General features: G+C 56.2%; 14 protein-coding genes. 7 read left to right on the top strand and 7 right to left on the bottom strand.

From position 1 onward, the window contains the following. The first annotated feature begins 611 nt into the window (after positions 1-611). The 4 genes from F4X57_12955 (at position 612) to F4X57_12940 (ending at position 2132) form a co-directional block, all read left to right on the top strand. Positions 612-866: a hypothetical protein gene (locus tag F4X57_12955; GenBank protein MYC08059.1), complete on the top strand. Its 255-nt coding sequence runs from the start codon at positions 612-614 to the stop codon at positions 864-866. Next, on the top strand, positions 866-1246 hold the full coding sequence (locus F4X57_12950; GenBank protein ID MYC08058.1) for a hypothetical protein: 381 nt from the start codon (positions 866-868) through the stop codon (positions 1244-1246). The genes F4X57_12955 and F4X57_12950 overlap by 1 nt, the downstream gene beginning before the upstream one ends. A 166-nt stretch (positions 1247-1412) precedes the next feature. Continuing rightward, positions 1413-1607, top strand: coding sequence for a hypothetical protein (locus tag F4X57_12945; GenBank protein MYC08057.1), 195 nt, complete (start codon positions 1413-1415; stop codon positions 1605-1607). 261 nt (positions 1608-1868) lie between these two features. Then, positions 1869-2132: a hypothetical protein gene (locus F4X57_12940; protein MYC08056.1), complete on the top strand. Its 264-nt coding sequence runs from the start codon at positions 1869-1871 to the stop codon at positions 2130-2132. Between the two features lie 1387 nt (positions 2133-3519). Here F4X57_12940 and F4X57_12935 read toward each other — a convergent pair. Genes F4X57_12935 through F4X57_12925 form a run of 3 tightly spaced genes read right to left on the bottom strand, consistent with a single transcriptional unit; the run spans position 3520 to position 5054 of the window. Continuing rightward, positions 3520-4395, bottom strand: a complete 876-nt coding sequence (locus tag F4X57_12935) for an MBL fold metallo-hydrolase (GenBank protein ID MYC08055.1) — start codon at positions 4393-4395, stop codon at positions 3520-3522. A 31-nt stretch (positions 4396-4426) separates the two neighbouring features. Continuing rightward, the gene (locus F4X57_12930) at positions 4427-4768 is read right to left on the bottom strand and encodes a DUF86 domain-containing protein (protein MYC08054.1); all 342 of its coding nucleotides are present in this window, start codon (positions 4766-4768) and stop codon (positions 4427-4429) included. Continuing rightward, positions 4758-5054 (bottom strand): DNA polymerase subunit beta, encoded by a 297-nt coding sequence (locus F4X57_12925; protein MYC08053.1) that lies wholly within the window; start codon positions 5052-5054, stop codon positions 4758-4760. Before F4X57_12925 ends, F4X57_12930 begins: the two co-directional genes overlap by 11 nt. Positions 5055-5166: 112 nt before the next feature. Here F4X57_12925 and F4X57_12920 point away from each other — a divergent pair, with 112 nt between their 5' ends. From F4X57_12920 to F4X57_12910, 3 genes are all read left to right on the top strand, one after another. Beyond that, a complete protein-coding gene (locus F4X57_12920) occupies positions 5167-6771 on the top strand; it encodes a sulfatase-like hydrolase/transferase (GenBank protein ID MYC08052.1) in 1605 nt (534 codons plus the stop codon). A gap of 14 nt (positions 6772-6785) precedes the next feature. After that, on the top strand, positions 6786-7133 hold the full coding sequence (locus F4X57_12915; GenBank protein ID MYC08051.1) for a hypothetical protein: 348 nt from the start codon (positions 6786-6788) through the stop codon (positions 7131-7133). A gap of 96 nt (positions 7134-7229) precedes the next feature. Continuing rightward, positions 7230-8036, top strand: a complete 807-nt coding sequence (locus tag F4X57_12910; GenBank protein MYC08050.1) for an enoyl-CoA hydratase/isomerase family protein — start codon at positions 7230-7232, stop codon at positions 8034-8036. A gap of 269 nt (positions 8037-8305) precedes the next feature. Here F4X57_12910 and aspS read toward each other — a convergent pair whose 3' ends face one another. The 4 genes from aspS to F4X57_12890 form a co-directional block, all read right to left on the bottom strand. Further along, positions 8306-10120 carry an aspartate--tRNA ligase gene (gene aspS / locus F4X57_12905; protein ID MYC08049.1) on the bottom strand — a complete coding sequence of 605 codons (1815 nt, stop codon included), beginning with the start codon at positions 10118-10120 and terminating at the stop codon, positions 8306-8308. Positions 10121-10218: 98 nt separating this feature from the next. After that, complete coding sequence (locus F4X57_12900; protein ID MYC08048.1) at positions 10219-10743, bottom strand: hypothetical protein; 525 nt, start codon at positions 10741-10743, stop codon at positions 10219-10221. Then, positions 10740-11657 carry a hypothetical protein gene (locus F4X57_12895; protein ID MYC08047.1) on the bottom strand — a complete coding sequence of 306 codons (918 nt, stop codon included), beginning with the start codon at positions 11655-11657 and terminating at the stop codon, positions 10740-10742. Before F4X57_12895 ends, F4X57_12900 begins: the two co-directional genes overlap by 4 nt. Next, complete coding sequence (locus F4X57_12890) at positions 11495-12367, bottom strand: PHP domain-containing protein (protein ID MYC08046.1); 873 nt, start codon at positions 12365-12367, stop codon at positions 11495-11497. Before F4X57_12890 ends, F4X57_12895 begins: the two co-directional genes overlap by 163 nt. Positions 12368-12651 lie beyond the last annotated feature (284 nt).

Here is a 12651-nt window from a genome sequence, read left to right as displayed (position 1 = left end):
GCCAAGTGTTACTGAACTCCACTTCAGTATTTCCCACTGCTTCCGCACGACGCCCACTATCAGCCCGGCGATCATTGTGAAGAACGCAATAGCGCCGACACCAAAGCTTATGATCCCAATGGTTCCCCACATTTGCGCTCACCTCTACTCTGTCGCCTAGGCTCATGCGTGACCGAGGAAGTACAGACCAGTTTGGACAAGGATAGTCAGGACGATTATCTTAACATCGTCTGCCAAACATTGACCGTCACTGAGCCGATAACTCGGTGGCGGTTTCTTTTCACCAACAAAAAACCGCACTTCGGTTATCAGATGCAGCAACGAATCTAATAATTCGGACGGGCGGTTTTGGTTGGCTAACTATGAACCCACCGGAAGACCGGATTGTCTGATGTCCGTCAAATCGCCGGACATGCCGAGCGTTCGGACTTACGCAAGATTTCAAATTAAGTGGAAGTTGGTAGAGGTTGCAAGCAATTTTCAGATTCCTCGAAAATAGGGGTTGATATTTAAGAACTTATGTACTTATACTAGATGGGCGTTCAAGAACAAATGCTCTTATGGGTAAATATGATAATCGAACTGAACGCAGGAAGGAAAGGGAGGATATAATGGCACACAGAGGAGTGCTTAGGCACTGTTTGATGGCAGGGCTTTGCTCTGCTGAGGAGGAAACCGAGGAGCGTGCTACAGCAGCAGATGAGGACGAGCGCAGCCGGCTTGGCGGCGCAAAGCACAGGTGCCCGTATGGGACACCCGCCACAGATGCCGCTGTGGAGAGGATGCAGAAGGAAGGCGGCGGATATCAGACTGTGGATACGGCGACGCTGCACTGCGAGCGCTTGTGGGTGGAGGCGACTTCCTAATGTGCGACGAGTGCTATGACGATAGCTATGTGAACTACCCGGGGGCCATAAGTCCACCCTATGTGCACCCGACTCTACTCGGAGAGACCAGAGAATACTGGGACAAAGTGGAAAAGATTGCTGAAACGTACTTAGGACTGGGAACATCTCCAAGAGAGGATGAGAGCCTTTTCGAGTACTTGATCAAGAACCCGGACAGGCCTACCATTCCTTCTCGAGCAGCAGGCCTCATTGAAGTCACTGTAATTACTGGTTTCGCCGGTTACTACGCCCTTCGGGACGGATTTCGCACCATCTCCAAGAAGTTGCACGGCGTCTGTCTGCACCCATGGGATATAATCTGCGCTCAGGAAGCGCTTTATGGGAAGAACGAACGCTAGTGAACACCCGGCTGAAGAATCTTGTCATCTTCATCAAGCTTCTGGTACATCCTAGCAACTGGCTGCTGTCAGTGTTCTGGTGGGTTGGAATAGTTGGTGTCTGCGATGCGCTTCTTTCATATCGTTGCTGGAAGGATTGCATCTGCTACCATCCATACGGAGAGGAGTGGCTACTGACAATGTACTTGCTGAGCCTATTCGCGACCAACTGCTAGAAGCGATGGCAAGCATAACCAACATCTTGAAGCGAGCGCCGCGTTTCCTGTTGAGGGTAATACTCAACGGATGCGCGGCGTTCCTCTTTTTCGTGCTGTTTATTCTGGCTGCGCTGACGGCGTTCTGGATATGGAACCAATTCTAGCGTATGCTTTTGCGGAGCGAGTTTGTGGGACAGCCATATATGAAAGGCGTATGCGAGGGTATGATTGAAGGCATACGCAGGGAGTTGCGGTTTGTGAGGCGTACTCTCCGGAAAATGACCCACGGCGGGATTAGGGAGCTATGGCGTCTTGCACTGTTCGCGTTGGCGGCGCTGCTGGTATTATGGATGTTGGGCTGGCCATAGTCCTCTCAAACGGATGAATGACTGCCGTTGCTATGGACTGCGTGGGAGTTCAAACAAGTGCCTACAAAAAAACTCCGTATAGCGATTTGGGCGAATGGCGCAGTATCTATTCTGCTGGCATTGACAATGCTACTGTTCTGGATATCTTTATCCAAAGTGCCGCCCAATCAGCACCTTTTCACGGCGGCTTTTATTATTTCGGCTATCTGCGTGACAACGATTCCTGTCCTGGGCGTATGCATGGTCGTGATGGAAATCCTAGGACGAAGAGACCGCAGCCGCAACTCGGCTGGCGGCGATGATCAAGCAGGTTCTCATTAGAGATTGCCTCCATGACCCGCATTAAGTTCTTGCTGAAGTTGCTCCGCAAGGCGCTCTCACTCTTGATAGACGGCATTCTGTTCGTCGTCTCGATGTGGTTCCTGATTGGACTTATAGGCATTGCGCTGTTAGTCGTGATCGCTTTCGTGTTCGGAGTCTTGAGTCTGTTCTGACGGGCATCACTAACATCCGCTCTAAGCAAGAGGGCGCGATTGCCAGTCTCCGCCGATACTAGCCCACAGGTTGCTTTCAGTTAATCTGTGGGCTATTCGTATGGAGGAATACAATCCATACTCAAGCCATTAGCGACTAACGCCCATAATATGATTAGATATACATAGCCTGCCCAGCGCTTCAGCCTAGCAAGCACGCGCTTTTTCAGATTGTGCTCCACCACTACCCCAGTGAGTGTAAGATACACGCGGACCGACAGGTATTTGGCTTTTCCCAGGATGCGTTGCTTCATAATTAGCATTATAGAGGATGGTAATCAGTGAGCACCCGGCTGAAGAATCTTGTCATCTTCATCAAGCTTCTGGTACACCCTAGAAACTGGCTGCCCTCAGTGTTCTGGTGGATTGGCGTATACGGTGTCTGCGATGCGCTTCTGTCTTACTGGTGCTTGAAGGATTGCCTCTGCTATCATCCACGCGGAGACGACTGGCTACTGACAATGAAGTTGCTGCGCCTGTTTGGGACTAATTGCTAGAAGCGATGGCAGTCATTGGGGCGGAACTGCATAACAAATATCACTGGATTACATATACCGCTATGAAGTGGGCGGGGGCAAGTTACTAATGAAGTGGCGGCCTGCTTATGAACTGCTTCGGCTTGCCGCCGGCGCTCTGCTTGTCTGGATAATTATCTCTTTGGTATTCCACCTCCTGGAAGATGAAATCTGGATGCTGCTAAGGCGTATGGCGGAATCGAGAGGGCTTGTAGAGTAGGTGAAGAGGGAATGCAAGGGCTCTATTTCTCTTGTATCCCTTTTCGATACACGGCACCTGTCTGCACCCGTGGGATATAATATGCGATCGGGAAGCCCTTTATTGGAAGAACGAACGCTAGTGAGCGCTCGGCTAAGAACCTTGTCATCTTCCTCAAACTTCTGGTGCATCCTAGCAACTGGCTGTTGTCAGTGTTCTGGTGGGTTGGCGTATGTGGTGGCTGCGATGCGCTTCTGTCTTACTGGTGCTGGAAGGACTGAATCTGCTATCACCCACGCGGAGATGAGTGGCTGCTGGCAGCGTACTTGTTGCGACTGTTCGCAACTAACTGCTAGAAGCGATGGCAAGCATAACCAATCTATTGAAGCGAGCGCCGCGCTTCCTGTACGGTCTTGAGCGTGTGAAGGCGATGCCAGCCCACGCTCGTTATCAGGGTCGTTTTATCCAACCCGCTCTGACCACACCTCATCGCCGACCGTAATGCGCGTCAAGTCGTAGCCAATTTCCACGGCGCCGGCGTAGGTTTCTGCCGTGCCTTCGAGTATTTCTTCTTCGTAGCCGGGGATCGGACTGCCGATTACATGCGAATACACCGCCAGCTTTGGGTTTATCCTGCTGAATGTCTCGCCAGCCTGCTGCGGTGTCGTGTAGTGATTGACGACGGCTTGGCGGTGATGCTCGGTCATCTGCGTGGCGCGCTTGTAGAATGCCTTTGGCGCGATGATTTCGTGGACGAGCAAGTCCGAGCCCTGCGCGTACTTCACCAAGTTCTCGCAAGGGCGCGTGTCGCCGGACAGTACCGCCACCTTGCCGTCATACTCGATGCGATAGCCGAATGCAGGCGTTACGGGGCGATGGTCAACATCGAACACGACCACGCGCACATCGCCCAACACGAACTCGAAGCCCTCCGCGATGTCCTCTGCTACGATGTTGATGCCGGATTGCGGAAGCATCTCGTCGAGGTCTCGCCGGATGTGGATGTCCGCCTGAAACGCCTGCTCCAAGTGCCACATCATATCGGTCGTGCCTTCGGGCCCCCACACCTTGAATGCCGACCTTCGTCCCATTATCCACGCCGTCAACCACAAGTCCGGTATGCCCACGATGTGGTCCGAGTGCAGGTGTGTCAGAAACAGCCTGTCCACGCGCGGATAGTCCGGTCCGAGTTGCAGCAGACGCTGAATCGCGCCGCGTCCGCAGTCGAACAGCAGCCGCAAACCGCCCGCCTCAACCAGTGTGCTGCTGCCAAAGCGGTCGATAGACGGCGAAGGCGAACTCGTTCCCAGCAGCGTTACAGTGAAGTCAGAGAGCATGCATCTTCTCCAGAAATGTCTCCGGCCAAGCTTATCCTTCGCGCATCAACGTTTCAACTTCACGAGCAAGAATTGGCAGATTGCTTTGGATTACATCCCAGACCGTTCTATTGTCGATAACTGAGTATCCGTGAATAAGCCGGTTGCGAAAATCAATAATCCTGCGGCGTTCGTTGATGCGATTAGAGAGAGTTTCGTCGATGTCCGAGAGTCGATTTACTGCCTCGCCGATTATCTCGAATTGGCGTTCGACCGCAGACCGTATCAATGCACTGTTTTGGTAATCGGCAAAACTCACGCCTTGCGTGAACTCTACGATGTGACCTGCCGCCTGTTGAATCTCGAAGAGTAGGCATTTGGCTTCAACTTGCATAGATTAGCTGCCTAGTACTGTCCACCGACTGCCGAAAGTACGGATTTTCGATAGCGGAATCGACTATCAGGTCAATGGGACTTTGGAATAAGTCTTCCAGCGCCTCAATCAACCCAAAGTAGGCATCCGCGTAGCCCCCATCCGGCAGGTCGTGAAACTCTACAAGAAAGTCTAAGTCGCTTTGCCCGGGGCGATACTCTCCGGTGGCGGCAGAACCGAACAGTTCCAGACGCATCACGGCATGAGTGACGCAAAGTGCTTTCAGTTCGGCGGTGCGCTCAGCAATTATCGGGTTCATCGTGCTATCTCCTCCGTACAGATTAAACAGCAGCAGCATGCCAAGTCAACCACCGCTGCTGAGATTGGGAAGGGATGAGGCAACATTGATAATAACCTAAATGGAATCGCTACCCCGTGCCTGCCCACCATTGACACCACGCCTATCCCTTTATAAACTCACGCAAGCAAATGACTTGTGCGAAAACTCACTAACGAGAGGTGGAAGTATGACTGACAGACCAAATGTAGTGTTCATTTTTAGCGACCAGCAGCGGTCGGATACGATGGCATGCTATGGTGCGGACTATATGAATGTGCCGCATCTGAATGCGCTCGCGGAACGCAGCTTCGTTTTCCAGAACGCCTATGTCGCGCAGGCGGTCTGCACGCCTGCGCGCGCCACAATTATGACCGGGCTTTACCCGCACGCCGCGGGGCCCGTCGTGAACAAGATTCACCTGCCCGAGAGTACGCCTGTCATCGCCGAAATGATCGACGACGAGTACTTCAAGGGCTACATGGGCAAGTGGCACTTGGGCAACGACGTGCAAACGCAGCACGGCTTCGATGTGTGGAGTCCGACCGAGGACATGCACCGCGAGGCGTACACCAAGCCGGAACTGCGCTATGAGATGACACCGTACCACAGGCACCTCGAATCCGAAGGCTACGAACCGGACAGCACACACTCGGATGGCGTGAAGGTGTTCTCGGCGGATGCACGCCAAGACCTGCCCAAAGAAATGCAGATGGCGCACTACCTGGGCGACAGAGCCGCCGAGTTCATCGAGGAGAACAAGGACAAGCCGTTCATCCTGTATGTCAGCACATTCGAGCCGCACTCGCCGTACCATGGGCCGTATATGGATATGTACGATCCGGCGGAACTGCCTGTCGGTGACGCCTTCCTGAAGATTCCGGATACCGCGTCCAGAGTCGTCCGCGTTCGCGCCGAATACTTTATGCAGTTCATGCTGGAAGGCAAGAGCCATGCAGACGACGAGTATATGACGCGCTATGCTGCATCCCGCGAAGATGTTACGACCGAGGAGGGCTGGCGCACACTGCGCGCGCACTACCTCGCGAATGTCACGCTCGTGGATGACATGGTGGGCAAGATTACGGATGCGCTCGACAAGGCGGACATCGCGGACAACACCATCGTGGTGTTCACCAGCGAGCACGGCGATATGATGGGCGACCACGGCATGCTCGAAAAGCGCTCGTTCTTCGAGGAATCCGCGAAGGTTCCGTTGCTGATGGCAGTGCCATGGCTGTCGAACGAGCAGACAATCGTCGAAGGCAGCGTGGGGCACATCGACCTAGTGCCGACACTGCTCGAACTGACCGGACAAGAACTGCCGGACACGCTGCAGGGCAAGAGCCTTCTGCCGGTGTTGACGGGCGAGCAGACTTTGGAAAACAATGATGTGTTCGTGCAGTGGAACGGTACCAGCGACGAGTTGCCCGACCGATTCCTAGGCAGCCATGACATCAACCGCATGCTTACACTACCCTGGCGCACGGTCATCACGCCCGACCGCTGGAAGCTCAACCTGTGCGCGGGCGACCAATGCGAGCTGTACGACCTGAACAACGACCCGTACGAGCAGAACAACCTGTACAACGACCCCGAACAGCGCGACCGCATCATCGATATGGCAGCGCGAATCCGAATCTGGCAGCACCAAACCGGCGACACCGCGCCACTGCCGAGTGTCTAACGGAGGACGAGTTGATGCCCAAAGTTCTCATCCAGGTGGTGCTTTTCGTACTTGCGATTGCCTTCTTGTTGCCGGTGACTCCTGTCATATTGCAGATTGACCCCGGACTGAGCAATTTTCTCAGGATTGCCGCGCTTATCCTTTTGCTTGGCAACTTGGCGTGGGTATTATCCGCGCTCAATTCGTGGAGAAGGATTGTCGTCCATGTGCTGCTCTTAATACTCGCGATAGGTGTCTTCTTCTTCGGGCTTGGAGTGGGCTTGCAGTTCAATCCTACCTATGGCACTATCCTGTGGATTGTGGCGGGCGTCATATTCGTGCTCAACCTGCTGTGGATGTTCGGAGTCGTCGGTAGGCGATAGGCGCACCGCCCAGATCCCGTCTTATCCATCCTGTCCCATGATGCCAACCCTCCATCAGTGGGCTGAGCGACTGAAAAACTGAAAGACTGATCGACTATGTACGACTTCATCAAGCTTGAAAAAGCCGACCGCATCGCCACACTCACGCTCAGCCGCCCTGAGAAGATGAACGCCCTCAGCGCCGGGCTGCTCACCGAGTTCAGCGATGCGCTCGACGATGTGCACAACGACCACGATGTCAATGTGTTGATTCTCACCGGTGCGGGCAGGGCGTTTTCCGCCGGCTACGACATATCGCCGGGGCAGGAAGCGCCCGACATTCCCGCAACCGCCGCATGGGACGCGAAGCATCTGCCCGCGCACACGCTGATGAAGCTGTGGCATCTGCGCCAGCCCACAATCGCCGCAGTCAATGGGCATGCGCTCGCAGCTGGCAATGTGCTTGCGATGACCGCCGACATTGTGATAGCCGCGGAACACGCCACATTCGGCGAGCCGGAAATCCGCTTCGTCGCACACTCGCCGGCGATAATGCTGCCCTTCATGATTCCGCTGCGACATCTTCACTGGCTTTACTACACCGGCGACACAGTTGACGCGCAAACCGCCGAGAAGTGGAACATGGTGAACTGGGTCGTCCCCGCCGACGAGCTGATGGACAGCGCGCGCAAGGCAGCGACCCGTATCGCGAACGTGCCGCCATACGCCGTGCAGATGATGAAGCGAAGCATCAAAGGCACATACGAAAAGATGGGCTTCTCCGATGCGTTTGAGCACCACTTGATGATTCGGATGATAGAAGCGATGCAGCCCGGAGTGCCGGAAAAGGACGCGCTAGAGGAAATCAAGCAAGAACACGGCATGCGCGCCTTCTTGGAAGCGCGGGACGCTCCGTTTCAATAGGCGCTCCACCACTTCCGGCAACGCAGTCTTCAGTCAAGTATGAGTGCGCCGGTGAGCTGTCGTTGGCGATGGGGAATCAGCCGGTAGGATAGGAAAACGAAGGGGATAGCGATGGCGATGTGCCTTGCTATCCCCTTTGCATTGCCCCTCATTTAGCGGACTGACATTCAGTGGATTAAGCGTCTTGTATCTGACAATCTTATAATTTCCCCGTTATGCAGGTTCGACAATCGTCGGCATATCAGCGGAAGTGTCGGGACGCAGCAAAGTTAAGCTTCGTCCTCCGCGTCAATGGTAATGTGCAGTTCGTCTAAGTGGCGCTGTTCTACGACGTTTGGCGCTTCGAATAGCGGGTCGAAGCCGCTTTGGGTTTTGGGGAAGGCTATGACATCGCGGATGTTGTCGCGGCCGGTCATTACCATCATCAGGCGGTCGATGCCCGGCGCGATGCCACCGTGCGGCGGCGTGCCGTACTCGAATGCGGATAGCAGTTGCTCGAACCGCTCTGCTACCTGCTCCTTCGTATAGCCAAGCACGCCGAATACGCGCTCCTGCAGATCACGGGTGTGGATGCGGATGCTGCCGCTCGCCAACTCCTCGCCGTTTGCCACCAGGTCGTACAGCCTGCCGATGACCTTGCCCGGGTCGCTGTCCAAATACGCCTCATGCCCGTTCTTCGGCATCGAGAAGGCGTGGTGCATCGCGTCCCAGCGCTCTTCGTCTTCGTTCCACTCGAACAGCGGGAAATCGGTGACGAACGCGAAGGCGACGAGGTTCGGGTCGGCGAGTTCCAGCCGCCGCCCCATCTCGTTGCGCAGCGCGCTCAGCGCCTGATTGGTGGTCTTCTCCGGTCCCGCGACGATGAGAATCATATCGCCTATCGATGCTTCCGTCCGATGCGCGATAGCCTTCACCTGCTCTACGCTCAGGAAGCGCGCCGCGGCGGAGCGTATGCCGTCGGCGGTCAGGTCTTCCAAGTCATCCCCGCCCGTGCCGTCGCCGGTTAGCGCAATCGTGACCAGCCCTTGCGCGCCGTTGGCCTTAACGAAATCGATAAGCGCGTCTGTCTGGCGGCGCGTGTACGATGCGCAGCCCGGCGCGCTGAAGCCCTTGACGATGCCGCCGCCCGCTACGACCGATGTGAACACGCGAAAGTCCGTCTGCGCCGCGATGTCCGACAGGTCTGACATGTCTAAGTCGAAACGCAAGTCCGGCTTGTCGGAGCCGTAGGACGCCATCGCCTCCGCGTAGGTCATTCGCGGGAACGGGCGCATTATCCACTTGTCCGGGAACAGCGTTTCGACAAGCTTCGTGTACAGTTCTTCGATGAGGTTGAGCACATCGTCCTCTTCGACGAAGCTCATTTCGAGGTCCAACTGCGTGTGCTCCGGCTGACGGTCGGCGCGCGGGTCTTCGTCGCGGAAGCAGCGCGCAATCTGGAAGTATTTCTCCACACCGGCAGCCATAAGCAACTGCTTGAGCTGCTGCGGAGACTGCGGCAGCGCGTAGAACCGCCCCGGATACAGGCGGCTCGGCACAAGATAGTCGCGCGCGCCCTCGGGCGTGCTCTTGATGAGGATGGGCGTTTCCACTTCCAGGAAATTGCGCTCGCTGAGGAAGTCGCGGATGAAGCGCACAACCTTGTGCCGCATGATTATCGTGTCGCGCATGGACTGGCGGCGCAGGTCTAGGAAACGGTATTTCATGCGAATGAGTTCATCGACTTCGCTCTCTTCGTTGATGTAGAAGGGCGGCGTCTTCGATTCGTTCAGCACCTTGACCTGCTCGGCGGCGACTTCGATCTCGCCGGTGGCGATGTTCGGGTTCACCGTGCCTTCCGGTCTCGCAGCCACAACGCCGGTTACCTGCACGACCCACTCGTTGCGCAACGTCTCGGCGACTGAATGCACGCCGTCCGGCGCGTTGTCGGGATTGAAGACGACTTGAACGATGCCCTCGCGGTCGCGCATGTCGATAAATATCAGACCGCCGTGGTCGCGGCGGCGGTGCACCCAGCCTGCCAGCGTTACAGTTTTGCCAGTGTGTTCGGCGCGTACATCGCCGCAGCTGATGGTCTTAAGCAAATGTTGCCCCCTTGAAATCGCAAGTGTGCAAGGAATTATACAGCAAACAGCGTCCTGAGAATCCTGTCCATCCTGTTAGTCGCCTATATTATAGTCACTTAGAACGGACGAATCGCCAGCCATGTCGCCAGCGCCAAGCCGATGAATAGATATGTCAGACCGTATGCGCCTGCCGGAAACGCATAGGTGAACACGACCGACACCAACAGTATGGAGCCGGCGCCCACCAGCTTTAACTTCAGCCCGCGCTTACGGTTCGTTGCTAGGCTGATTGCCTCGCCGACAGCGTATCCGACACCTACCATCATCGCGGTGAACAGTATGGGCAGAACGATATTGAGACCGGGTATTCCCAGGAACACCAGCCGGAACATCGCGGGCACGGTGAATAGGTAAACCAATGCTAGAATGCCAGCCACGCCCACACCCGCGCCTATGCCGCGCAGCAGAAAGGGCAACGGCACGTCGTAGGTCGGCACGATGTTGACCCTAGCGCAGTCCGGGCAACGCATGCCCACCGGGGAATGCACGAGGCACTCGGGGCAGATAGGCGTCTCGCACCTGCCGCAGCGAATGTTCGTCTCGGTCTTGGAGTGTCTGGGGCAATACTGCACTTGTGTCATCTGTCTGCTGCCTCTGATGTATCTGCCGCCGGCGTGTCGTTGTCCGACGCATCCGCGCTCGGCATGCGCTCCGTCCAACTCTGCCTATGTCGCACATCCCTATCCCACAGGATACGACATAACAGTGTCTCAATGACAGGCTGCTCGGCAGTCGGGCGCTCCCAGTTGGCGGTCAAGCGCTTTGCGACTAGAATCGCGCATATCAGCGCGGAGAGCAGCACAATCTCAAGCGGTCTGTCCGCGATGCTCAGCGCGCCTAGCGAGAACGCGGTCACCGGCAGCGCGACCATCGCAATCAGCGTAAACAAGCCCGTGTCTTTGAACGCCAAGCGTCCTAGCGCTACTATCAGGATAGTGGATATTGCCGCTTCGTGCCACAGGGCAAACGCGAGAATGACGCCGCCTGCGACGCTAACGCCGCGGCCGCCGGTGAATCGGAGGTACGGTGACCAATTATGCCCCGCGACAGCCGCCAGTGCCGCCGCGACCTGCACAGCGAGGCTCGCGTCAAGCGCACGAATGAGCAAGACGGGCAAAATACCCTTGCCGATGAGGTCGAACAGCCCGATGGCGACACCCGCCTTCGCGCCGAGCTGAACAAGCGCATTCGATGCGCCAACATTGCCCGATCCGTAGCTGCGGATGTCGATGCCCGCCACAATGCGAGCCGCGAGATACGCCGTCGGGATGCCGCCCCAAAGATATGCGGCAACGACCACCCCGATGGCTATCAGCCCGTCGTCGATTGTCGTCACTGTGCCGATGTTGCCGCATGCATCTCGAAGAGCGCCTCTACGCTGGACATCGGCGGGCCGACGGTGCCGGGTTCCGGCTCGCCTGGGTTGCCGAGCGCGTGGTAGTCGCTGCCGCCCAACGGGATTAGGTCGAACTTTTCCGCGAGACCGCGCAGCCATTCGACCTGCTCCGGCGTATAGTCTCCGTAATACACTTCCATGCCCACGAGACCCGCCTCTTTCAGCTCGGTTAGTATTTCGTCCAGCGAATCCACTTCGCCGCGGTCGGATTTGGACGACGAGTATGTCGGATGCGCCATAACGGCAAGCGCGCCATGAGCAACGAGCAGTCGCACGGCATCTACGGGCAGCAGCTTCGGGCGTTCCACATACGCCAAACCGTCGCGCCCAAGGTACTCGTCGAACGCGTCCTTCGGGTACTTCACATAGCCCCCCTCGACCAGCGCCTGGGCGATGTGTGGCCTACCAATCGGCGCATCGCCCGCGATTTCCTGCACACGCTCCCAGGATACATCGATCCCGAGCTCGTTGAGTTTTTGCACCATCCCGAATCCACGATTTTCGCGTCCCATGCGAAAATCGTCCAGTATGACTTGCAGCGATTCGTCGTAGTGGTCCACGAAATAGCCGAGAATGTGAATCTCGCCGCCGGGCACATCGGTACTCAACTCGATGCCGGGTATGACCGTCAGATCCGGATACGCCTCCGCTGCGGCGAAAGTCTCCGGCAGTCCGTTCGTGGTGTCGTGGTCGCTAATGCAGATGGTCGTCAATCCGCGTTCCACGCAAAGCGCCACCATCTGCGTGGGCGTCAGCGTACCGTCCGAGAATGTGGTATGTAGGTGCAAGTCCGCCTGTATTTTGGACATATCGCTATCAATCCTTCTTAAGTGCGTATATTGTCTGTCTATCCCCATCAATGGACGGGACGAAGGCTACTTATGGATGCATGCCACGCACGCCATTCCGCCAAGCGTCTATCCCTGCCATCCGAATCTGCAAAAAGCAGCAAGAGAACAGGATACCATACGCGACTTTCAAGTTCACATTTTACCGCGAATTTGCGGCAGCCTACAGTATGTCATTCCGAGTACAGTGTGGAATCCAAAGCCATCCCCCAAAGGGGGGGCGCGACAATTCGAAGCAAGCCGGA

The sequence above is a fragment of the Chloroflexota bacterium genome, assembly GCA_009840355.1.
Taxonomy (GTDB): domain Bacteria; phylum Chloroflexota; class Dehalococcoidia; order Lucifugimonadales; family JADFKI01; genus Bin90.
The sequence above is the reverse complement of the archived record's forward strand: the minus strand, read 5'-3'. Positions and strand labels throughout refer to the sequence as shown.

What these genes read in the sequence shown, in the direction of transcription:
- F4X57_12920 (MYC08052.1), top strand. Translation starts at nt 5,167, where the DNA reads ATGGAATCGCTACCCCGTGCCTGCCCACCATTGACACCACGCCTATCC.
- F4X57_12930 (MYC08054.1), bottom strand. Translation starts at nt 4,768, where the DNA reads ATGCAAGTTGAAGCCAAATGCCTACTCTTCGAGATTCAACAGGCGGCA.
- F4X57_12890 (MYC08046.1), bottom strand. Translation starts at nt 12,367, where the DNA reads ATGTCCAAAATACAGGCGGACTTGCACCTACATACCACATTCTCGGAC.
- F4X57_12950 (MYC08058.1), top strand. Translation starts at nt 866, where the DNA reads ATGTGCGACGAGTGCTATGACGATAGCTATGTGAACTACCCGGGGGCC.
- F4X57_12895 (MYC08047.1), bottom strand. Translation starts at nt 11,657, where the DNA reads ATGGCTGCGCGGTCTCGCGGAAAAGTTCGACCTAATCCCGTTGGGCGG.
- F4X57_12900 (MYC08048.1), bottom strand. Translation starts at nt 10,743, where the DNA reads ATGACACAAGTGCAGTATTGCCCCAGACACTCCAAGACCGAGACGAAC.
- F4X57_12955 (MYC08059.1), top strand. Translation starts at nt 612, where the DNA reads ATGGCACACAGAGGAGTGCTTAGGCACTGTTTGATGGCAGGGCTTTGC.
- F4X57_12935 (MYC08055.1), bottom strand. Translation starts at nt 4,395, where the DNA reads ATGCTCTCTGACTTCACTGTAACGCTGCTGGGAACGAGTTCGCCTTCG.
- F4X57_12910 (MYC08050.1), top strand. Translation starts at nt 7,230, where the DNA reads ATGTACGACTTCATCAAGCTTGAAAAAGCCGACCGCATCGCCACACTC.
- F4X57_12915 (MYC08051.1), top strand. Translation starts at nt 6,786, where the DNA reads ATGCCCAAAGTTCTCATCCAGGTGGTGCTTTTCGTACTTGCGATTGCC.